Source organism: Weissella sp. ESL1156, from assembly GCF_058505625.1.
Genome location: NZ_CP196372.1, coordinates 456,638 through 477,269, shown reverse-complemented (window position 1 = coordinate 477,269; position 20,632 = coordinate 456,638). Strand labels below are relative to the sequence as shown.

20 protein-coding genes are annotated in these 20,632 nt (G+C 35.3%); 15 read left to right on the top strand and 5 right to left on the bottom strand.

From position 1 onward, the window contains the following. The first annotated feature begins 58 nt into the window (after positions 1 to 58). The 15 genes from ACSKY2_RS02375 to yidC all read left to right on the top strand — a co-directional run bounded on the left by ACSKY2_RS02375 (position 59) and on the right by yidC (position 15,789). A complete protein-coding gene (locus tag ACSKY2_RS02375; protein ID WP_489878002.1) occupies positions 59 to 1,516 on the top strand; it encodes a phage portal protein in 1,458 nt (485 codons plus the stop codon). After that, entirely contained in the window at positions 1,516 to 3,156 is a 1,641-nt protein-coding gene (locus ACSKY2_RS02370; RefSeq protein ID WP_489878001.1) for a phage minor capsid protein, read from the top strand. Before ACSKY2_RS02375 ends, ACSKY2_RS02370 begins: the two co-directional genes overlap by 1 nt. Further along, entirely contained in the window at positions 3,153 to 3,413 is a 261-nt protein-coding gene (locus ACSKY2_RS02365) for a hypothetical protein (RefSeq protein WP_489878000.1), read from the top strand. Before ACSKY2_RS02370 ends, ACSKY2_RS02365 begins: the two co-directional genes overlap by 4 nt. Before the next feature lie 136 nt (positions 3,414 to 3,549). Further along, on the top strand, positions 3,550 to 4,410 hold the full coding sequence (locus tag ACSKY2_RS02360; protein ID WP_489877999.1) for a phage scaffolding protein: 861 nt from the start codon (positions 3,550 to 3,552) through the stop codon (positions 4,408 to 4,410). Between the two features lie 222 nt (positions 4,411 to 4,632). Further along, positions 4,633 to 5,244, top strand: coding sequence for a LysE/ArgO family amino acid transporter (locus tag ACSKY2_RS02355; protein WP_489877998.1), 612 nt, complete (start codon positions 4,633 to 4,635; stop codon positions 5,242 to 5,244). Positions 5,245 to 5,683: 439 nt separating this feature from the next. Beyond that, positions 5,684 to 6,520, top strand: coding sequence for a bifunctional DNA-formamidopyrimidine glycosylase/DNA-(apurinic or apyrimidinic site) lyase (gene mutM / locus ACSKY2_RS02350; protein ID WP_489877997.1), 837 nt, complete (start codon positions 5,684 to 5,686; stop codon positions 6,518 to 6,520). Next, positions 6,520 to 7,119: a dephospho-CoA kinase gene (gene coaE / locus ACSKY2_RS02345; RefSeq protein WP_489877996.1), complete on the top strand. Its 600-nt coding sequence runs from the start codon at positions 6,520 to 6,522 to the stop codon at positions 7,117 to 7,119. Before mutM ends, coaE begins: the two co-directional genes overlap by 1 nt. Positions 7,120 to 7,136: 17 nt before the next feature. Next, positions 7,137 to 8,492, top strand: a complete 1,356-nt coding sequence (locus ACSKY2_RS02340; protein ID WP_489877995.1) for a replication initiation and membrane attachment family protein — start codon at positions 7,137 to 7,139, stop codon at positions 8,490 to 8,492. A 3-nt stretch (positions 8,493 to 8,495) separates the two neighbouring features. Continuing rightward, positions 8,496 to 9,476 carry a primosomal protein DnaI gene (gene dnaI / locus ACSKY2_RS02335; protein ID WP_489877994.1) on the top strand — a complete coding sequence of 327 codons (981 nt, stop codon included), beginning with the start codon at positions 8,496 to 8,498 and terminating at the stop codon, positions 9,474 to 9,476. Beyond that, positions 9,477 to 10,586, top strand: coding sequence for a YibE/F family protein (locus tag ACSKY2_RS02330; protein ID WP_489877993.1), 1,110 nt, complete (start codon positions 9,477 to 9,479; stop codon positions 10,584 to 10,586). A gap of 2 nt (positions 10,587 to 10,588) precedes the next feature. After that, the gene (locus ACSKY2_RS02325) at positions 10,589 to 11,365 is read left to right on the top strand and encodes a YibE/F family protein (RefSeq protein ID WP_491737202.1); all 777 of its coding nucleotides are present in this window, start codon (positions 10,589 to 10,591) and stop codon (positions 11,363 to 11,365) included. Positions 11,366 to 11,458: 93 nt separating this feature from the next. Then, complete coding sequence (locus tag ACSKY2_RS02320; RefSeq protein ID WP_489839532.1) at positions 11,459 to 12,148, top strand: response regulator transcription factor; 690 nt, start codon at positions 11,459 to 11,461, stop codon at positions 12,146 to 12,148. 15 nt (positions 12,149 to 12,163) lie between these two features. Continuing rightward, on the top strand, positions 12,164 to 13,642 hold the full coding sequence (locus ACSKY2_RS02315; protein ID WP_489877991.1) for a HAMP domain-containing sensor histidine kinase: 1,479 nt from the start codon (positions 12,164 to 12,166) through the stop codon (positions 13,640 to 13,642). Positions 13,643 to 13,724: 82 nt separating this feature from the next. Beyond that, positions 13,725 to 14,726, top strand: a complete 1,002-nt coding sequence (locus tag ACSKY2_RS02310) for a nucleoid-associated protein (RefSeq protein ID WP_489877990.1) — start codon at positions 13,725 to 13,727, stop codon at positions 14,724 to 14,726. Positions 14,727 to 14,829: 103 nt separating this feature from the next. Then, entirely contained in the window at positions 14,830 to 15,789 is a 960-nt protein-coding gene (yidC, locus tag ACSKY2_RS02305; RefSeq protein ID WP_489877989.1) for a membrane protein insertase YidC, read from the top strand. Between the two features lie 44 nt (positions 15,790 to 15,833). On the opposite strand, the gene ACSKY2_RS02300 is transcribed toward yidC, so the two are convergent. The 5 genes from ACSKY2_RS02300 to mvk all read right to left on the bottom strand — a co-directional run bounded on the left by ACSKY2_RS02300 (position 15,834) and on the right by mvk (position 20,536). After that, on the bottom strand, positions 15,834 to 16,385 hold the full coding sequence (locus ACSKY2_RS02300) for a TetR/AcrR family transcriptional regulator (protein ID WP_489877988.1): 552 nt from the start codon (positions 16,383 to 16,385) through the stop codon (positions 15,834 to 15,836). Positions 16,386 to 16,493: 108 nt separating this feature from the next. Next, positions 16,494 to 17,534 (bottom strand): type 2 isopentenyl-diphosphate Delta-isomerase, encoded by a 1,041-nt coding sequence (fni, locus tag ACSKY2_RS02295; RefSeq protein WP_489877987.1) that lies wholly within the window; start codon positions 17,532 to 17,534, stop codon positions 16,494 to 16,496. A gap of 2 nt (positions 17,535 to 17,536) precedes the next feature. Then, positions 17,537 to 18,607: a phosphomevalonate kinase gene (locus ACSKY2_RS02290; RefSeq protein WP_489877986.1), complete on the bottom strand. Its 1,071-nt coding sequence runs from the start codon at positions 18,605 to 18,607 to the stop codon at positions 17,537 to 17,539. After that, positions 18,604 to 19,587, bottom strand: a complete 984-nt coding sequence (mvaD, locus tag ACSKY2_RS02285; protein ID WP_489878222.1) for a diphosphomevalonate decarboxylase — start codon at positions 19,585 to 19,587, stop codon at positions 18,604 to 18,606. The genes ACSKY2_RS02290 and mvaD overlap by 4 nt, the downstream gene beginning before the upstream one ends. Positions 19,588 to 19,600: 13 nt before the next feature. After that, on the bottom strand, positions 19,601 to 20,536 hold the full coding sequence (gene mvk / locus ACSKY2_RS02280) for a mevalonate kinase (protein WP_489877985.1): 936 nt from the start codon (positions 20,534 to 20,536) through the stop codon (positions 19,601 to 19,603). Positions 20,537 to 20,632 lie beyond the last annotated feature (96 nt).

Sequence of the window (20,632 nt, the reverse complement as noted above, 5' to 3'; positions counted from 1 at the left end):
GCGTGATATGAAACTGATAGATAGATTTAAGAATTTTTTGAAACGAGGAGGCGCTAAAATGGGCGTTAGTACAACGTTAAATAAAATTACAGACCACCCAAGAATAGGCGTATCTGATAGTGAATACCAACGCATTAATGAAGATTTACAGTTCTTTCAGGGAAAATTTCCAAACGTGAAGTTCATTAATACGTACGGTGAACGGCAGACACGCCCATATACAGCGTTAAACATGGCACAAGTACTTTGTCGCCGAATGGCATCATTATTAGTTAATGAACAAATGACATTTAGTATTGCTAACAATGAATTAGCTGATAAATATGTTCATGAAGTATTTGATAACAATGATTTTATTAAGAACTTTGAGCGCTATTTAGAATCTGGTTTAGCATTGGGTGGTTTAGCTATGCGACCATATGTGGATGGTGACAATATCAAAATTGCCTATGTGCAGGCGCCAGTGTTTTATCCATTGCAATCAAATGCCAACGATATTTCAGAGGCAGCCATTGCGACTAAAACAACGACAACAGAAGGACAACGTACTATTTATTGGACGTTGTTAGAGTTCCATTCATGGGACGGTGACAAGTATGTTATTGACAATGAGTTATATCGTTCAGAAGATGCTGGCACAGTTGGCGTTCGACAATCATTAGATGCTAATGAAATCTATGCTAATTTAACTGAACACGCAGAGTTGAATAACTTTAAACGCCCTTTATTTGTTTATCTAAAGCCATTTGGCTTTAATAACCGTGATATTACTTCACCGTTAGGACTATCAATCTTTGATAATGCACGGCCAACGTTGGCACAAATTAATGATGCGTATGATCAATATCACTGGGAAATTAAAATGGGGCAACGACGTGTGATGATTCCGTCATTTATGACGCAAATGATTAATGAAAACGGTAATTATACTCGTTTCTTTGATACTGACCAGAACGTTTACACTGGTGTAAATGCCAGTGACGAGGACGCTAAGATTACGGATTTGTCCACGGATATTCGTGCGGATGCATATATTCAATCAATTAATCAATTCTTAAAGACTCTTGAAATGCAAGTTGGTTTGTCAGCTGGCACGTTTTCATTTGATGCTAAAGATGGGTTAAAAACAGCGACCGAAGTTGTATCAGAAAACTCGATGACCTATCAAACACGTAATTCACATTTGAACAATGTTGAGCGTGCTTTACAAGAGTTGGTGGTAACAATTTTAGAGTTAGCAGCAGCAGAAGGCTTTTACTCAGGTGATATTCCAGATATTGGTGATGTACAGTTTAACTTTGATGATGGGGTATTCACTGATAAGAATGTTCAGCTCACCTACTACACACAAGCTTTAACAGCTGGTTTAATTTCAAAGAAGCGCGCTATTATGAAAGTATTTGATGTGCCAGAAGATGAAGCAGATTTAATCTTACAAGAAATTGGTGATGAATCTGAACCTGCTCCAAGTGCGTTTGACCAATCAATGTACAGTAATTCAACTGGTGATGAATAATGGCTAAAGTGAATGATGACCAAATGTTGTTAGGCGCGTCTGTTGTTGGAGATATATACAGTAACATGGCACAAGAATTATTTATTCGCATGATTAAACGAATTAAAAAGCGTGGTGTTGCCGATTTAAAAGATAATCCCTATCTGTGGCAACTTGAAAAGCTTAACGATATGCACATGCTGAATGAAGAAAATATCAAATATGTTTCAGAACAAACGGGTGTTGCAAGAAAATTACTCGATGAAATTATCCAAAATGAAGGTTTAAAAGTGTATCAGAATACGACTGAACAATTAGCTAATGATTTAAAATTAGCCACACCCACATACAATAGTGTACAAGAGACGTTAGCACAATATGCTGAACAAACATTTTTAGACATTAACAACCTAGTTAATCAAACGCTATTAACAACTAATTTGGGCAATAATTCAACCATGCGAGTTTATAAAAACATTATTGAGCAATCAGTTGCAGAAGTCACAACAGGGCTTAAATCGCCTGATAAAGCTTTATCTGATACTGTCATGAAATGGATTGATAAAGGCATTCCGCCTGGTTTCGTTGATAAAGGTGGTCATACGTGGTCCATTGAACGTTATGCAGATACAGTCATGCAGTCAACAACCTATCGTGTATATAACGAGATGCGTACTAGTGCATCCGAACAAATGGGTGTTGATACATTCTTAATGAGTTCACATGCTGCTTCTCGTCCTGCTTGTGCACCAATTCAAGGACATGTCGTCACTAAGCAAGTTGATGGATTTCACAGTCATGATAAAGATGTTGGCTATGTTGCTTCAATTTATGATCATGGCTATGGTGAACCTGGTGGAACTTTAGGAATCAACTGTCACCATACGCTAACACCGTTTGTTATTGGTGTGAATAGTCTACCTGATATTGATATACCTAATCCTAGTAAAGCAATTGCTAATGGTAAAAAGCAAGCTAGTCAACGTTCATATGAGCGTGGCATTCGTGATGCGAAGTATAAACTAGAAGCTGCTAAACAATTAGGTGATGAAGAGCTTACACAACACTACAAAACGTTGTTATCTAACAGACAGTTAGGCTTGAGAAATTTGATTGATGATAATGAATTTTTACATCGTGACTATTCAAGAGAACGTATTTATAAGAACCAAAAATTGGTAGATGTTTATAAAACACAACAACAGGCTCAAATTGCTAAGTCATATAAAAAGGTTAACGCAACGCTTGGTAAACATGCACCTAGTGAGGAAGAATATCGTAATAGTAATCAAAAATCTCAAGTTTTAAGTAAAAATGTTAAAACTGTTAATTATATTAAGAATTCATCTCGCGAAACTTCTGATAAAAAAATTAGAAATAAAGGGGTTGATATTTATTATTCTTTAAAAAGAGATGGTTATGAAGCCAGTGGGCACGCTGCAGCAAGAATGGCAGATAGGATGGCCGGAAAAAACGGAACATTAAATTACAATTATCAAACTATTGTTAGTACAATGGGCAAAAAGCCAAACTATATTGATAAGCGCAGTAATCGTAATGTTAGATTTTATGATAAAATAGGCATAGTGACAGAGAAAAATGATCGAATTGTTACATTCATAAAGCGAAAAAAAGCATCGAAGAATTGGAGGGAGTTATGAAAATTAGTGAGAAGTTAGCTTTAGATATTCTTGAAAGAGCATTTCAGGCTAAGCCACTATCTCAATATACCTTTGATATTCAGGATTATTTTGCTGATGATACTGATCAACTTGAATTAGATAATCCTAAAATGGATAATTATTTGCAGGATGTTATTCCTGAATTTACCGATTCATATGATAATACCAAACAAGAACAATGGTTATCCGAATTAAGAAAGATTATTGATCATGCCAAAACATTTATTAAAGACTAAGCACTGAAAAGACTAAGCACTGACATTAATTTGTTGGTGCTTTTATTTTGACCCGAATATGTCATTAAACTGTTCTTTTTTAATGCAAAAATCTGTGCGAGGGCTGACTCGCTAATCAACAGCTAAGGAGAAAAGCGTGAAAACTGAAACGCTTAAAGGCTTTGGTCTAGATGACGAACAAATCAAGCAAGTAATGGCTGAACATGGTGATGACTTGAATGCCCTGAAGCAAGAGAGAGATGCAGCAGAACAAGAACGTGATTCATATAAATCACAATTTGATGACATCAATACACAACTTGCTGATGCGCAAAAAAGCGTAAGAAAGGGTAGTGAATATCAAGACCAGTTGAAAGAATTACAAACTAAGTTTGATGAATCTAAGGCCAATGCTGAACAGCAACTGCAAGAGACTAAGAAGAGTTATGAAATCTCAAACGCATTAAGAGAAGCAGGCGCTAAAAATGAGAAAGCTGTCATGGCATTAATTGACACTGACTCAATTACTTTTAACAACAATGGTAAATTAACTGGTTTGTCTGATCAACTTGATTCAGTAAAGAAAGATAACGATTTCTTATTTGTTGCAGAGAACGACGACGGTAAGACGCCAACTATTACACCAACTGCCCCTGTTGTAAATCACGATATATCAGCAATTAAACAATTTAAGAATGCTGGCAATCGCTTTACAGCATATAAGTCATTCAAAGTTGATAAGATTGCTTATGTGAACGGCATGTGGCAAGCTATCAATTACGATCTTGCAGGTGGCAAAGATGCCAATTGGACGACCAATGGTATTCCACTTGCCATGTTGGATAATGTGACCCGTGGTAACTACCAAGCCACAAGAGTTGGTGACCAAGTTAAGTTCATGAGTGGTTATGACCATGGCACGATTGATCAATACGACAACAACTCAAATGGTGCAGGCATTGTTGAAGGACGTTATGGCGTAATTTGGTACAACGCTGATGCATTATTAGCTAAATAATTAATTAAGACCTTACCCATTACTTTGGGTAAGGCTTTTTTTGTTGTTACATAATGATTAAACCTAGTAATATTTGCAACTATGTGTTTATTATGAATTATTTAATATAATACTTTATCTGTTAAACAGTAAAGGTGTATTTTAATAAAAACAAATATTATCATATTCTACTACACTACAATAAATGTCATTAGAGATTGAAAGTTTTGTAAGGAGAATGAAATGGTGTATATTAAAGGAATTTTAATTGGATTTGCTTTAGTGGGATCAATAGGAATGCAAAATATATACATATTTAACAATGCAATAAATAATCGCTTAAGAACGGCTTATCTATATTCTATGTTTGTATGGCTTGCAAATAGTACATTTATATTGGTTGCATTTTTTGGTTTTGGGTCAATAATTAATACGAATGAAAAACTAAAACTGGCAATTATGTTAATTGGAAGCTTTTTAGTTTTTGGACTGGGGTATAGTATTATTCGTAGTGCAAAATCAGTACAATATGATACTCAAGGATATAATACAAGTGTAAAAAAAGCATTATTAAATGCTTTAATTGTTTCATGGGCAAATCCGCAAGCAATCATTGATGGTACGGTAACCCTTAGTGCAATAAGAGCTACATTGTATCAAAATCAGTTTTGGTCCTTTATTTTTGGGTTTGTGTCAGCAACGTTTGTATGGTTTACTATAATAACGTTATTTATTAATTTATTTAAAGAGAAAGTTCCTAAAAGTTTATTGGTAGGTGTAAATTTAACGTCAGGTATTATTTTAATTATTTATGGGCTACATTTGCTATATGATTTTTTTAAGCTAGTCTTTTGATTTTTTTAATGTTATAACTTGTTCCTTTATTAAAAAATTAGTTAGTTAAATATCTTTGAGGTAAAAATTTATCATAAAAATCCTCACTGGTCATTGCGACTGGTGGGGATTTTTTTGTGTTATTCTATGTTGTTTTAAAAAGTATGAACATTTATAATCTAATCAGCTTGATGTTGATTATGAAAATTATGAAAAACCTATTCTTAAATAAATTGATTGTAAAATCTACAAATTTTCATCAAGTCTAAAGCCCACTAAGTTATGCAATTTAGCATAGCTCAGTGGGCTTTTTTCCATGTTTAATATAAGATAGTATAATATTGTGTAGGACTAAAATAAGTAAGGCTAAACTTAATATAGATTAATCAGAAAATTATTAGTTAAGATTTTTGTTAAGATAAAAATTTAAATCATTGATGCAAAGAGGTTTACAAGAAATATGCCAGAGCTACCAGAAGTAGAAACGGTCCGTCGCGGACTAACAAATTTAGTTGCCGGACGTACAGTATTAAGTACAGAAGTAAGATGGGAAAAAACAGTTGGTGGGTTAACTGCTGCTGAGTTTGATCAAGCATTAAGTAATCAAACAATCTTAAAAATTGATCGTCGTGGAAAGTATTTATTATTCCGTTTTACAAACGGTTTAACGATGGTCTCACATTTAAGAATGGAAGGATCGTATTATACGGTGCCTGCTGGTACTGAACCAGGTAAACACGATCTAGTTACTTTTCATCTTGATCAAGACATCGACTTGTTTTATCGAGATACTCGTAAATTCGGACGCATGAATGTTGTGCCAAATGACAAGACAATGACAGTTGCTGGATTAGCAACAATTGGTCCTGAACCAACAGCAGAAGATTTGACGTTAGATTATATGATTAAAGAATTTGGTAAATCTAAGATGCATATAAAACCATTTTTATTAAATCAAAATCATATTGCCGGCTTAGGAAATATTTATGTTGATGAAACACTTTGGCAATCTAAGATTCATCCCCTAACACCAGCAAATGTCATTACTAAAGAAGAATTAGCAACATTAAGGAAAAATATTATTTCTGAATTAAAACTTGCTACAGAACATCACGGTACGACAGTACATAGTTTTACAAATGTATTTGGTAATGCTGGTGAATTTCAAAATGAACTACAGGTATATGGTCGTGTTGGTGAGCCTTGTTTACGATGTGGTGAACCATTAATTAAGACCAAGGTTGCACAAAGAGGGACTACATATTGTCCGGTTTGTCAAATTGAAAGGACCCACTAATGTTTAAATTGGGATTAACAGGTGGCATTGCTACTGGTAAAACAACAATTTCTAATTATTTAGCATCAAAAGGCATTCCCGTTTTAGATGCCGATAAATTTGCGCGATTAGTTGTTGCACCAGGTACACCTGGGTTAGCTAAAGTTATTTCAACTTTTGGTGATGAAGTCAAACAAGCAGATGGTTCACTTAATCGACAGCTTTTAGGAAAAATTGTATTCAGTGATGATACCGCTCGTCAAAAGTTGAATGATATCACACATCCACTAATTCAACAGATGATGAACAATGAACTAGCAGAATTAGCACGTCAGGGTACGAAATTAGTTATTTTAGATATCCCATTATTACTTGAAAACCATAATATTGCGGGAGCTGATGCTGTTATGGTGGTTAGGCTACCAGAATCAATCCAATTATCTCGCTTAATGTTACGAAATCATTTAACAAAAGATGAAGCAAAAAAACGCATTGCTTCACAAATGCCATTATCAGAAAAAGAAAAACTGGCAGATTTTATTATCGACAATTCAGGCAGTGTGGCACAAACAGTGGCACAAGTAGATAAAGTTATTCAAGAAGTATGTCATAAGATTTAAGTAAAGGGGGAATATTCATGGCAAATTTTTCTAACCAACAAAGATATCGACTGATATATGATGAAACAATTGACATGAATTCAGTGCGATCTTTGACAAAAGTCTATCTACCGATTATAGGACGTGATGCTTATACGTTATATCTGGCTTGGGCAACAGTTGGTACAACAAAAGAGGCCAAAAGTCGCCATGTTGATTTACTTGACCAATTAGCAATGAATCAACATACATTTCTAATTGCTCGTGAAAAATTAGAAGGTATGGGACTGGTTAAATCGTATCAACAAACAACTAATTTTGGTACACAATGGACCTATCAAATTTTTCCACCAATGAGTATTCGGGCTTTTCTTTCAGATGTTTTACTATCTAGTCTATTAGCACATTATCTTGGTGATGAATTATTTAATGATTTAGTAACTGATGAATTATCTGATAAGCGGTCGATTAATGGTGAAAATGTTTCAAAAACTTTCTTTGATTTGGTTGGTCAGGAAAGTTTTATTCATCGCAATCAAGCACCCTTGGATAAAAATGAAGATAATCAGGATAATTTGCCACACACCATTAGGAAAGCAGTGAAGGCTTTGGATATTGGTTTCATGGCAGATATGTTAAAATCATATGGTATTAAGCAAAAAGTATTACAAGAAAATGAAGTTGACTTAACACTTCAAAAAACACTGTTCAATCTTTCAGATATTGAAATGGTTCGTGTGATTCAAGCAACAACATCACCAAATAAACCAATTGATATACCGGCTATTCGTAAAGCACTCGAACAAAATTTTCAACAATCCCAAATTAAAGATAGGACTAACAATCACACAAGTGACGCTAATACAGGTAAAGTAGCAAATAACAAAGCAGAAACTTCAGACGCAGCAACATTATTAATTCAAACAGCAAAGACTGTGTCACCGTTAATCTTTTTGAAGAATCTGCGCCACCGAAATAATGGATTTGTTGCTGATAATGAGGTAAAAGCATTAACTGATATTGCCCAAATGAATGTTGTTTCCGCAGAAGTATTGAATATCGCAATCTATGAATTGACTGTTGTCGAAAAACGGACAACTTTAAATAAAACGATTTTACAAACATTAGTTAACGATTGGACACAACATCAAGTTACTGATGCCATTAGTGCACTACAATATTTACAACAACGTAAAAAAAAGCAACAAGCTCGTCAAACTAATCAATCGAATAAAAAATGGTCAAAACAAAATAATCTTGTTAAGCGAGAAACACGTCCTGATTGGGAAAATCAACATGGCACAAGCATTTCTAAAGCAGATGCAGCTTCAGCAAGGGAAGCTTTAGTAGCAATGCGTGCTCGTCGGAATAAAAAGAAGCCAGAGGAGAAATAAGCGATGAGCGCAGAAAAATTTGAAAAAAATGATAATCAGTCAGAAGTAACGCCAATGAATGTTGGGGATGCCTTGCGAGATTTCATGGACAAAAAGCAGTTGAATAGTCGCTATCAAGCATTACAAAAGAAAGTTTTTAAGTATCCCGACATACGACGGTTTTTTAATGATAATCATGATAAATTATCACGTAAAATTATTGAACGTGACTTTGCGGTTTTATATGAGTACTACTCACAACAAAAGAATGCAAAAGCTGGTAAAACTGTTGTTCATCGAGGATACACACCAGCTTTACAAGTAACAGAAGGTCGTATTGTTATTATTTATGAACCGGATGAGTCAACCCTATTAACACAACGGATGAACATGCAAGCACATTTAGTGAAATCAATTGGCATGCCAAAATTAATTAAAAAAGCACGCTTAGATGATTTTTCTGAACATGATGGTGAACGACTAGCGGCATTTTCTGGCGTCCTGAAATTTATTAGTGATTATATCCAATCACCTGATGATTTTCATCGGGGTCTATACATTCATGGTTCTTATGGTGTTGGTAAAACCCATTTGATGGGCGCCATGGCAAATGAACTAGCTCTTGAAGGTATCGCAGTAACACTCATTCACTTCCCGAGTTTCGTTGTTGAAATACGTAGTGCCATTGGGAGTGATCAACAACCCCAAGAAAAAATTAATACGATTAAACGTGTGCCTATTTTAGTAATTGATGATATTGGTGCTGAATCGTTAACAGCGTGGGTTCGAGATGATATTTTAGGTGTTATTTTAGAATACCGCATGCAAAATGAACTAACGACATTTTTTACTTCGAATTTTTCAATGCAACAACTTGAAACAGAACATCTCACAGTAACCAAAGACGGTGCTGAACCATTAAAAGCAGAAAGATTAATGCAACGTATTAAATTTCTGTCTAAAGAAATCCAAATGGGTGGCGAAAATCGTCGGGAGTTTGATTAAATGAGACAAAAAAATATAAAGCATATCATCTTAAAATTTCTTGTATTGATTCTTCTGATGATTGCAAGTTTTTTTGTTTTACGTCACAATGCTGGTTGGTATCAACAGCCAATCGGTGAAGTTACGACGGTTAAACAATTATCAACAAAAACTTTGCGTGATCAATATGGAAATGACATCAAACAGCACAATGAACGTGTACAGGTTAAATTACTCAATACGGACAAAAAAGATAAAATCATTACGTTTGTGAATACTTATGATGATGCAATGGCAATTACGCAACCCTTGCATCGATCTGATCAAATTTTTTTATCACGTTCTGAACATGCTTGGGGACTTAAAAATTTTAAGCGTGATACATTTTGGATTCCTGTTTTAATCCTAGTTATTGGGATACTAATCATTTCAATGGGAAAAGCAGGTAGCCTAATGGCGGCATCTTTATTTATCAATGTTGGGTTATTTATTCTAACAGTTTACTTAAACCTTTTAACAAAAGACGCCAATATTTTTTGGCTATTTATTTTGTTTAGTCTCATTTCTTCAGCAATGACCTTGATGTTTGTTATGGGTATTAAAAATAAATTAACGTGGACAGTACTTTTGACTGTGATAACATCTACGACCTTAGCCATGTTAATCGGTGTGATAGTATTTAAAATAACTAATGGTAAAGGTTTGCATTTTGAATTAATGTCTTTTATTACACAATTACCACAACCAATGTTTCTATCAATGACATTAGTTGGTGTACTTGGTGCAGTTATGGATGAAGCAACGGATATGATTGCGACATTGTTTAGCGTTGAACGGGAACATCCAGATATTGGCATAAAAGAACTATTAATTACTGGTCGCCATGTTGGACAAGAAATATTCGGCGCACTGAGTAACACACTTTTCTTAATTTTTATCGCTGAACAAATTCCAATGGCAATTTTGTACTTAAGAAATGGTAATAATTGGGGCTTCACTTATACAATGAACCTGTCGCTAGGCATGATACAAACACTAATCAGTGCCATTGGGATTGTATTAACTGTACCAGCTGGTATCTTTTGGGTCTGGTTATTACATCAGTGGCAACAAAAAAAGGCAGGTATCTAATTATGAGTGTTTTAATGATGCTATCAGTTATACTATTTGTCTTAATGCTCATGATTGGTGGAATAAAGGGCATTGGTTCCTTTATTAGTTTATGGATCAGTTTTGCCATTATGGTTATTATGATCATGTTAATTAGTTTTCAATTTAATGCATTTTGGGTGCTACTAATTGGTGGAACAAGTCTCTTAACTGTAACTGTTTTAAGCGCTGGTGCTGATGAACGGACAACAACCATCGCACTTATTGCTAGTTTTATTGTTATGCTAATTTTATTAGCAGTAATTTTGCCAACTGAACATATTGCGGTCACGCAAGGATTTGCTGAGGAAAATTCTGAAGATTTGGAAGGCTTATCATTAGCAATTAATGTTAATTTTGGTACATTAGGTATTGTAGCTGCTTTATTAGCAACATTGGGCGCAATTGCTGAAGCCTCTGTTGCCATTGCAACTGGTATTGGTGAGTTATTAGCAGATAATCCAAAATTACAAAATAAAGCGCTCGTTAATGTTGGACAAACGTTAGGTAAACAAATTATTGGTACAGCTGTTAATACCGTATTGTTTGGATTTTTGGCTGATTTTTTAAGTTTGGCAGTTCTATTTAGTAAATTGAAATATACTCTCGGTGACATTCTAAATGCGAAATTATTTACATCTTCTATGTTGTCACTTCTATATGCACTATTAGGTGTGATGATAACTTTGCCGATTACAATCGGCATCTTTTTGATCTATCAAAAGCATCAAAAACTTGACTCTGATAGGGAAAAACTATGATTTATTAGAAAATCATGTTATGATTAATGTAAATTATGTCATAGTTGTAGAATGGCATCGTATTATGTAAGAAAGTAACCAGAGGTATAGCGTATGAGTAGTGTGCTTGTTATTGAAGATGAAGAAAATTTAGCGCGTTTTGTGGAGCTAGAACTACAGCACGAGGGTTATGAGACTCATGTTGAAGATAATGGACGAGGTGGTTTAGACGCTGCCTTAGGAAATGATTACGATTTAATTTTACTTGACTTGATGTTACCCGAATTGAGTGGCCTGGAAGTGGCACGTCGTTTGCGTGAAGAAAAAAACACACCAATTATCATGATGACTGCACGTGACTCTGTCATTGATCGTGTTTCAGGATTAGATTATGGTGCCGATGATTATGTCGTTAAGCCATTTGCCATTGAAGAATTATTAGCTCGTGTGCGTGCTTTGTTACGTCGCATTGATATTGAAACCGAAGAACATAGTACGCACCAAAGTGTTGTGCGCTATCGTGATTTAACTGTTGAAAAAGAGAATCGCATTGCTCGTCGAGGTAATGAAATTATTAACTTGACAAAACGTGAATATGAATTGCTATTAATTTTGATGGAAAACATTAACGTTGTCCAATCACGTGAGGAGTTATTAAAGAAGGTTTGGGGATACGATTCAGAAATTGAAACAAATGTTGTTGATGTTTATATTCGTTACCTACGCAATAAAATTGATCAACCTGATTCAAGAGCATCTTATATTCAAACAGTTCGCGGTACTGGTTATGTTATGCGCCAGTAATTTGGAGGAAAGTTAATGGATAGGCAAACATCCATTGTTGAAAAAACACCACAACGTAAAGGTCTTTCCTTGAAATGGAAATGGGCTCTTGGATCAGTTGCTGGTGTTTTTTTAATATTTATTATATTTACATGGTTTGTAATGCAAGCTTTTGCAACACAAATGATGAAAACAGAAAGACAACAAGTCAATAGCTCTTTAACAGCTGTTACTAATCGTTTGCAACACATCAATGAATCTCAGATGTTACCATCAAAAATTGATAATATGTTACGACCGCATAGTACTGATTTTAATCAGGTCGTTAATGATCCAGTGTTACAGCAGATTGCTCGTAAAGATTATACAATTAGAGTTTATAATAAAAATGGTGCTCAAATTTATCCAATTGGTGGTGCGAGAATACCCTTCAATAAGACCAAACAACGTGTGATTCAAATAGAACGTATTGAGGGCGTCAAAATGTTGGTTGGGCATCAAGCATTACGTGACAATAAGCATCATATTATTGGTCATGTTGTTGTGGAAAATCATTTAACTGGTTATCATAAAACATTTAATCGTGTATATTCAATTATCGCGATTTTAATTGTACTTGGTCTTTTCTTAATTGCTCTTTGGGGATACTGGTTAGCTGGTTTTTTCTTACGACCAATTGACAACATTAAAAAGACGGTTGATACGATTAATCATGATCCACAATCACAAGTACGTGTTGCTAATGAAGAACGTAAACCTGATGAATTAACAGACCTATCTGATTTGTTAAATGTTATGCTTGATCGTATGCAACGCTTCATCTTGCAACAGCATCAGTTCGTTGAAGATGTTTCCCATGAATTAAGAACACCTGTAGCGATTGTAAAAGGGCATATGGAATTATTAAACCGTTGGGGAAAAGATGATCCAAAAGTCTTAAATGAATCAATTGCGGCTTCATTACAAGAAATTAGTCGAATGGAAGGATTGGTGTCAGAAATGCTTGATCTGACTAGGGCTGATCAAGTAGAGCTAACTTTTCGTGAAGGTGATACAGATGCAAAGGAATTAATTAATGGCGTTTACACAAACTTTAAAATGATCCATCCGGATTTTTCATTTTGGATTGATGATGATTTAAAGGGGCCTACAATTATTAATATGAACCGCGATCATTTAGAACAAATTTTGATTATTCTATCAGACAATGCGGTTAAGTATAGTCAGGATCGTAAAGAAATTCATTTTGCAGCATCACGTTCGGGAAACATTGTCGAATTAGCCGTTCAAGATTTTGGTGAAGGTATCAGCCCCGAAGATGCTAGTCGTGTATTTGATCGTTTTTATCGTGTCGATAAAGCACGTTCACGTAAACAAGGTGGGAATGGTCTTGGTTTAAGTATCGCGCAAAAACTAGTAGAAGGTTACGGCGGCCGTATTCAATTAGAATCAGCTATTGGGCAAGGTTCTATTTTTAGAATTACACTTCCCATTAAGCATCAAGAGAAAAGTTAAACATTAGCAGGTCATGGTAGTCCGATAGGAAAATTCTGTATGTCTATCGACCTGCTTTTTTATTTGTGAAGGATAGTAAAATATGATTATAAAGCACGTGATATTGCACGTTTTAGACAAAAATAGTGGGAATTTAATTGCATCACAAAATGAATTGGATATTACTCAACCAAATTTACATGATTATGTGCAAAAATTAATTGAAAAATTTGAAACAAGTGATTATAAAATTGGACAACTGACTGATAATGATATGATTTCAAAAATCATTTCAGATAATGATGAACGTTCTTTTACTGAAAAAGCAACAGATTTAGCAGAAAAATTATATGAAATAATTGCACAAAATGAGTCAATTCCGGCTGGTGATTTATTGGTTGTTGAATTTTCAGAAGGTACAAACGATTTTTGGGGGATTTTAAAGCTAAATTTTACACCAAGATATACGCATATTGTTGAGTATCATGAGGAGAAGCTCGTCAATAATCTTGTTCTTAATCAGGCTATTTTACCTGCGGCAACTCAAAAAGTGGACGAGGGTATCATTATAAATTTAATGAGTGGCGAATATATGTTGGTAGAAAAACGTTATTTAATTGATGGTCATCGAACGAATTATTTTTCAGAAAAATTTTTGCAAATACAACCAGGTAAGTCAACAAAAGATAATATTCAAGCAATTAAGCAAGTTGTAAAATCAGTTGCTAGCAGATTTGATATACCAGAACATGAAGTATTGGCGGATACCCAAAATGTTATTTTTGATAATGTTCAGGATGATGGTGCAATCAAAACGGCAGCTATTGCAGAATCTGTATTTAAAGGTAATATATCGGCTCAACATGCTTATCAAGAGATAATTGTTCACAAAGAAATTTATAATGATATTGCTGTACCAAATACTGAAAGAATTGAAAAAAAGTACAGTTTGCAACGTTTTAAACTTGATTCTGGTATTGAAATTGCGATTCCAATAGAAATTTATCAAGATAAGAGTAAGGTAGAATTTATTAATAAGCCAGATGGTACAATGTCATTAGTTATTAAAGACATTTCATCAATTGTTAATAAATTTCGTTCGTAATCTATTAACAGTTATAAGCAATCGCTAAAGATTCGCAACTTATATGATGTTTCGTGATATAATTATTACTTGAAAAAATGAAATAGGTAGGATGATACATTCCATGAAAATTAAAGGTTTAACACCCATATTATTAATTGTACTAGTCGTTTTGTTTGTTACTGGCCATGCTGATTTCTTAAAAACGCCTTTGACAGACTTTATGAACTGGTCAGAATCAACAATTGGGGGCGCCAATGCCGTTGGTTGGTCAATCATTATTTTAACGCTCGCCGTACGTTTAGTGCTGCTACCAATGATGATCCATCAACAAAGAAACGCAACGATTCAGCAAGAAAAAATGCGTTTATTACAACCACAACTTGCAAAGGTCCAAGATGCACAAAAGAATGCACAAACGCAAGAAGAGCAATTATTGGCATCACAAGCCATGATGACTATTTATCGAGAAAATAATGTTTCGTTGCTTGGTGGCATGAATTTTACGACATTGATTATTCAATGGCCGGTTTTTATGGGGCTATATTCTGCGATTAGATACTCAAATGATATTGCTCATGCATCATTTTTTGGAATCAGTTTGTCGTCACATGCACCGATTTTAGCAATTGCAACAGCGATTGCATATGGTATTCAAGCATATCTATCATTAATTGGTATTCCAGCAGAACAAAAAAAGCAAATGCAAATGATGATGTTTATGATGCCGGTCATGATGCTATTTATGACGTGGGTTACTAATGCTGGAATTGCTTTATATTTCTTTGCTGGTGCATTAGTTATTATTCTTCAAACATTAATCATTATTCTTTGGCGTCCAAGACTTAAAGCACATGTTGCTGATACCTTTGAAGTTAAAGATGTTGTTGATGATGCCTTAGCAGGTAAAATTCAATCAAAACCAACTGGTCGCTTTGCTGAAGCAATGCAAGCTGCACAACAGCAACAGCAACAGCAGCAGCAAAGTAATGGGCGTAAGGATATTACCAAAACAGCTCAAGAACGCCAACACGAGGCTAAAGGCGGCCGTAATGCTGGTAAACAACACCATAATCAAAAGTAATAAATAAAAAATCACCTGATAGCGGAATCGTTATCAGGTGATTTTTAAATATTAGCATGTTGTGCATTTGTCATTTCATTTGCAATGTGAACCATTTGATCAATTGATTCATGAGCACCAGTGGCAATCCAGCGAATCGCTAAAGCTAACATCCCAGATGCTGTAAAGTCAGAGACATAATCAATAGACTGGTTAAATGTCACTTGATTTTGTAATAATTCTGCATAAAGTCCATGTAGAATATCACGTAAGGGTGGATAGAATTGTTCACGTAATCCGGCATTTAACAGGACAGCGATTGTAATGCCATTCGCCTTAACAAAGCCAAAAAAAGCTCTTGAAATTTCATTAACATCTATTGGTAATGCATTCGCTTCTTTTTCAAAATCTTGGGTCAATTGCAAAACAATTTCCTTGATGACAGCTTCTTTTGTACCAAAATGGCGGTAGAAAGCCATCCGTGACACGCCTGCCTTACGGGCAATTTCTGTAACCGCAAGTTGGTCATAGGAGTGACTTTGTAACAAGGTTAGTGTTGCATCAATAATTTGATCGTCTGTTTGTTGACGAATACTTTCTGTTAACAAGTTTTTCATACTTTAATTTTACGCTATTAACAACTAAGTCAGTGAAAAATTAAGCAAACTGAAGATTCATTTTAACGACTTAATAAAACCTTTGTAAACGCTACCGAAACATTAATATTATAAGTGTCGTTGTTGTTGATAATTTTGTAATTCAGGTGATAGCACATACTGAACTTTTTTTAAATCAGCTATTGAATCAGCACCAACTAATGCATATAATTCCTTTAATTGTTGTTGCCAGGTTTTAATTTCTTGGGTTAGGCCTTCAGAACCATGCTGTAATACAGTATGTAAAAAATGTCCCGCAATACCAACAGCCGTTGCTCCTAAAACTTGTGCTTTCAAGACATCAAGAGGATTTTGAATACCTCCAGTTGCAAAAATAACAGGTTTTTCATGCAGTAACTGAGTATCTAATAGACTTTCTGCAGTCGTTTGTCCCCAATCATATAAAAAATCATAACCTAATTTTTTGTCACGATTTCTTCGATCTTCAATAATTGCAAAATTAGTTCCCGAGCGACCACCAATATTGACATATTTTGCACCATTATCATACAATTTTTTAATTGTTTGGGCGCTCATACCAAAGCCGACTTCTTTAACGATAACAGGAACAGATACAGAATGAATGATGTCAATAATATTATCAAGCCAGACAAACTCTTGATCACCTTCAGGCATGACAATTTCTTGGGCAACATTGACATGTACTTCTAATGCATTTGCATCGATCATATCAACAACTTTTTGAGCAGAGCTTGCTGAATGACCAGCACCAATGTTTGCCATGATGAAGCCATCTGGATTAATTTCACGTGCAATAGTAAAAGTCTTGATTGCAGATGTATCTTTTAGAGCAATACTTTGTGATCCAACAGCCATAGCGATACCCGTTGATTTTGCCACTTCGGCCAATTGACGATTTATTTCCCCGGTCCGTTCACTACCACCAGTCATTGCCTCGATATAAAAAGGCGTTGTAAAATTAAAATTTTCATCCTGGATAGCTGTGGATACCTTATTAATTTTTATTTCGGGTAAACTTTGATGAATGAGTCGAACTTGTTGCAAAGACGATACTGGCACATGTCGTCGAAATTCTGCTTCAGCTAATGCAAGGTGTTCATCTTTTCGATGTGCGTGTGCTGATTCCATTATTATTCTCCTAATATTGCGATTTCTAAAGGTAATGGCACAATGTTTGCGCGACGCCAAGACTGTTTCAATGACTTTACTTGACTATTATTAATGGCCACTGCAACAACATTATCACCAGCACCAGCACCTGATATTTTAGCAGGCACACCAATCTTTTTTGCGATAAGCATAGCATTAAAAAGATTGTTCGTTAAATAATCAATGTTAACTTGATCAGCATAGTTAATGAGGCTCGTTTGATTTGCCAAAATATTTTTAATCAATAATGAAAAATCAACAGTCAAAATACTTTTAACGAGATTGTCTATGATAGGTAATGTTTGCGCTGCTAAGGTCTCTTTTGCGTGCTTTTTTTCTTTTGTAGATACGACGGTATCCAATAATTGCTGTGTATCGGCAGGCTCGCCAGTCCAGCCGATAACCAGTTGCCATTGTGATGGCCACGATAGTTCTGTGATAGTTAACTCTGGCCAATATGTATTAATTATTGATTTATAATCATGCATGTTTCTCATTAACTCTGCAACTGAATGATTGTCAAATTTTTGATATAAAATCATGCCACCGTATACCGCAACCGCCAAGTCTCCCATAGATCCATGGGAAAATTGGGGAAGTGATAGCATGACAATAACACCTAGTTTAAATTGTTGTTGTTTCGTCAAATGTAGGTGCCATAGTGTATTGAAAGCTTTGATTATTGCTGAGACAACAGCTGCTGATGAACCAAGACCTAATTTTTTACCTTCAAAGGTAAGAGCACTAGTTATTTTTATTTTTACTGCTAATAACTTTTGATCATCCGTAAAATGATAGTCATAAATGACTTGAATGGTTTGCAAAACAAGTTGCCATTGATTAGAGACTATATTTTTATGAAGATCATTTAAAGAAAATTTATAAGTTCCTAATTGGTCACTTTCTAACTGAACGTCATTACCAGAAATTTCCTGCATTGTTACAGTGATATATTTATTTACACCAAAAATAATGGCACGTTGCCTTGGTAATGTAATTGCATATTCTCCTGCCAAGTATAGCTTACCAGGTGCTTTTGCCGTCACTATCATATAGTATCTCCTACAACAATTTTAATACCAGGACCGGGTGTCGCAACAATCACCTGAGAAGGTGAGACAATTTTTGAAAGTGCTTTTTTAATATTTAGTGAATCATCTGGACGTGAAATTAATTTAACGTTTGGTCCTGCATCCATAGTGGCATACACAGGAATACCATTTGCACGTAATTTTTGCGCCATCATAATGATTTGCCAGCTTGTATCTGTTAAATAGTTAAAGGGTGGCATGGCAGTTGTATTTATCGCATGCATTTGTAATGCATTTGCTTCAGCAAGCTCGCCTAATTTCATTAAGTCATGTTGTTCGATAGCTACAATCATGTCATCTATTTGTGAATTTGCTAATGTTACCCAATCATTATAAAAAGGGGAAGTTGCTTTAGCATGTTGCATACCAAGACGTGATCCAACTTTTTTAGGTTGATCACTGACAATAACAGTCATGAGTTGGATCGGCCAATTAACTGTCTCAGAAATTGAACTACCAACTGATGTTTGATCATCACCAGGAATCCATTTGGCAAAGCCACCAAAGATTGATCTAGTGGCAGAACCAGAACCATGTCGTGCTAGTCGAGATAATTCTAATGGTGTTAGTTGTAATCCCGCTGCTTTACTGGCAGCACCTGCTAGTGCCGCGAAAGCTGATGCAGATGAGGCCAGTCCAGCAGCGGTTGGAACATGGTTATTAGAAACAACGTGGGCATATGAATCAACTGCTGCATTTTGCCGTACTAAATTTAAAAATCGACTAACTTTATCTTTCTCATGGCCAGTAATTGCAACATTATCCAAAGTTAACTGATCAGTGGTCAATTGCTTATCGAACCAGACAGTTGTATCAGTATAAAATTCATTAAGCGTTAGTGAAATTGACGTCGTTGTAGGGGTAATAATTGATTCATCAGCCTTTCCCCAATACTTCAGTAAAGCGATATTTGTGTGCGCACGAGCCGTGTAATGCATGATAGATACTCCTAAACTAATGATGATTATAATTCTGTGTCCAGATTTCTTGTGCACCGCTTTCTTCTAGCGCTTTAATTACTTGTGCTGTTTGTTTTTCACCTTTAGTAATTGCAATCATCGTCCCACCGATACCGCCACCGGTTAATTTTGCACCCACAGCACCAGCATTGCGAGCAGCTGTAATCAATTCATCTAGTTTAGGATGAGAAATACCTAATGCAGCCAAATGTTTTTGTGCTTTATTCATAAAATGACCAACCTTAAGTAAATCATTTTCTGAAATTGCCAAGCGTGTATTTCGGGCAATTTCACCAATTTTGTCGATGTGATGTTGGGCAATTTCAGGATCATTTAGCAAGTGTTCACGAACAACTGAAATAGCGAGACCAGTTTGCCCTTGAATGCCAGTATCTGCGATGATTAAGGTACCATCTAATGACATGTCAATCTTTTCAGGTTGATTACCCTTAACAAACCAAACGGCCTGATCGTGTGCGGCCGTTGCTGTATCAAGTCCAGAGGGAGATCCATGAGTGATGGCTTCTTCAATACTTGACCAACGTTGTAAATCTTTCTTTGATAAAGGCTTATCAAAGAAGTCAAAAAAACTACGAACAATCGCAATTGCAGTTGCAGCTGACGATCCCATGCCACGCTCTTGTGGAATATTTGATGTGATCGTCATTGTAAAAGGCATTTCATCTGAATTAAAATACTTTAATAATCGATTGATTAATTGTCGAATCCCTTCATAGACTTCCGCCATTGCTTCTAATGGGCCCTGATAAGATTGTGATAGCACAATTTGTCCTGCTTCACGTGATTCGATTTTAACAGTCATTGCCAAATCCGGCAGAGGAAGTGCAATAGCTGGCTGGCCATAAACGACCGCATGTTCGCCAAGTAAAATAACTTTGGCATGGCTGACGCCGATTCCTGGTTTTTTCACTTTGAAATTACCAATCCATTCTATTTTTTATTTTAGCTTTCTTAATCATACCAAATTCATTGATTAATTACATCATTCATATTACTGATTCTAGCT

Coding starts and splice junctions, on each gene's coding strand:
- ACSKY2_RS02375 (WP_489878002.1), top strand. CDS start 59: ATGGGCGTTAGTACAACGTTAAATAAAATTACAGACCACCCAAGAATA.
- ACSKY2_RS02370 (WP_489878001.1), top strand. CDS start 1,516: ATGGCTAAAGTGAATGATGACCAAATGTTGTTAGGCGCGTCTGTTGTT.
- ACSKY2_RS02365 (WP_489878000.1), top strand. CDS start 3,153: ATGAAAATTAGTGAGAAGTTAGCTTTAGATATTCTTGAAAGAGCATTT.
- ACSKY2_RS02355 (WP_489877998.1), top strand. CDS start 4,633: ATGGTGTATATTAAAGGAATTTTAATTGGATTTGCTTTAGTGGGATCA.
- mutM (WP_489877997.1), top strand. CDS start 5,684: ATGCCAGAGCTACCAGAAGTAGAAACGGTCCGTCGCGGACTAACAAAT.
- coaE (WP_489877996.1), top strand. CDS start 6,520: ATGTTTAAATTGGGATTAACAGGTGGCATTGCTACTGGTAAAACAACA.
- ACSKY2_RS02340 (WP_489877995.1), top strand. CDS start 7,137: ATGGCAAATTTTTCTAACCAACAAAGATATCGACTGATATATGATGAA.
- dnaI (WP_489877994.1), top strand. CDS start 8,496: ATGAGCGCAGAAAAATTTGAAAAAAATGATAATCAGTCAGAAGTAACG.
- ACSKY2_RS02330 (WP_489877993.1), top strand. CDS start 9,477: ATGAGACAAAAAAATATAAAGCATATCATCTTAAAATTTCTTGTATTG.
- ACSKY2_RS02325 (WP_491737202.1), top strand. CDS start 10,589: ATGAGTGTTTTAATGATGCTATCAGTTATACTATTTGTCTTAATGCTC.
- ACSKY2_RS02320 (WP_489839532.1), top strand. CDS start 11,459: ATGAGTAGTGTGCTTGTTATTGAAGATGAAGAAAATTTAGCGCGTTTT.
- ACSKY2_RS02315 (WP_489877991.1), top strand. CDS start 12,164: ATGGATAGGCAAACATCCATTGTTGAAAAAACACCACAACGTAAAGGT.
- ACSKY2_RS02310 (WP_489877990.1), top strand. CDS start 13,725: ATGATTATAAAGCACGTGATATTGCACGTTTTAGACAAAAATAGTGGG.
- yidC (WP_489877989.1), top strand. CDS start 14,830: ATGAAAATTAAAGGTTTAACACCCATATTATTAATTGTACTAGTCGTT.
- ACSKY2_RS02300 (WP_489877988.1), bottom strand. CDS start 16,385: ATGAAAAACTTGTTAACAGAAAGTATTCGTCAACAAACAGACGATCAA.
- fni (WP_489877987.1), bottom strand. CDS start 17,534: ATGGAATCAGCACACGCACATCGAAAAGATGAACACCTTGCATTAGCT.
- ACSKY2_RS02290 (WP_489877986.1), bottom strand. CDS start 18,607: ATGATAGTGACGGCAAAAGCACCTGGTAAGCTATACTTGGCAGGAGAA.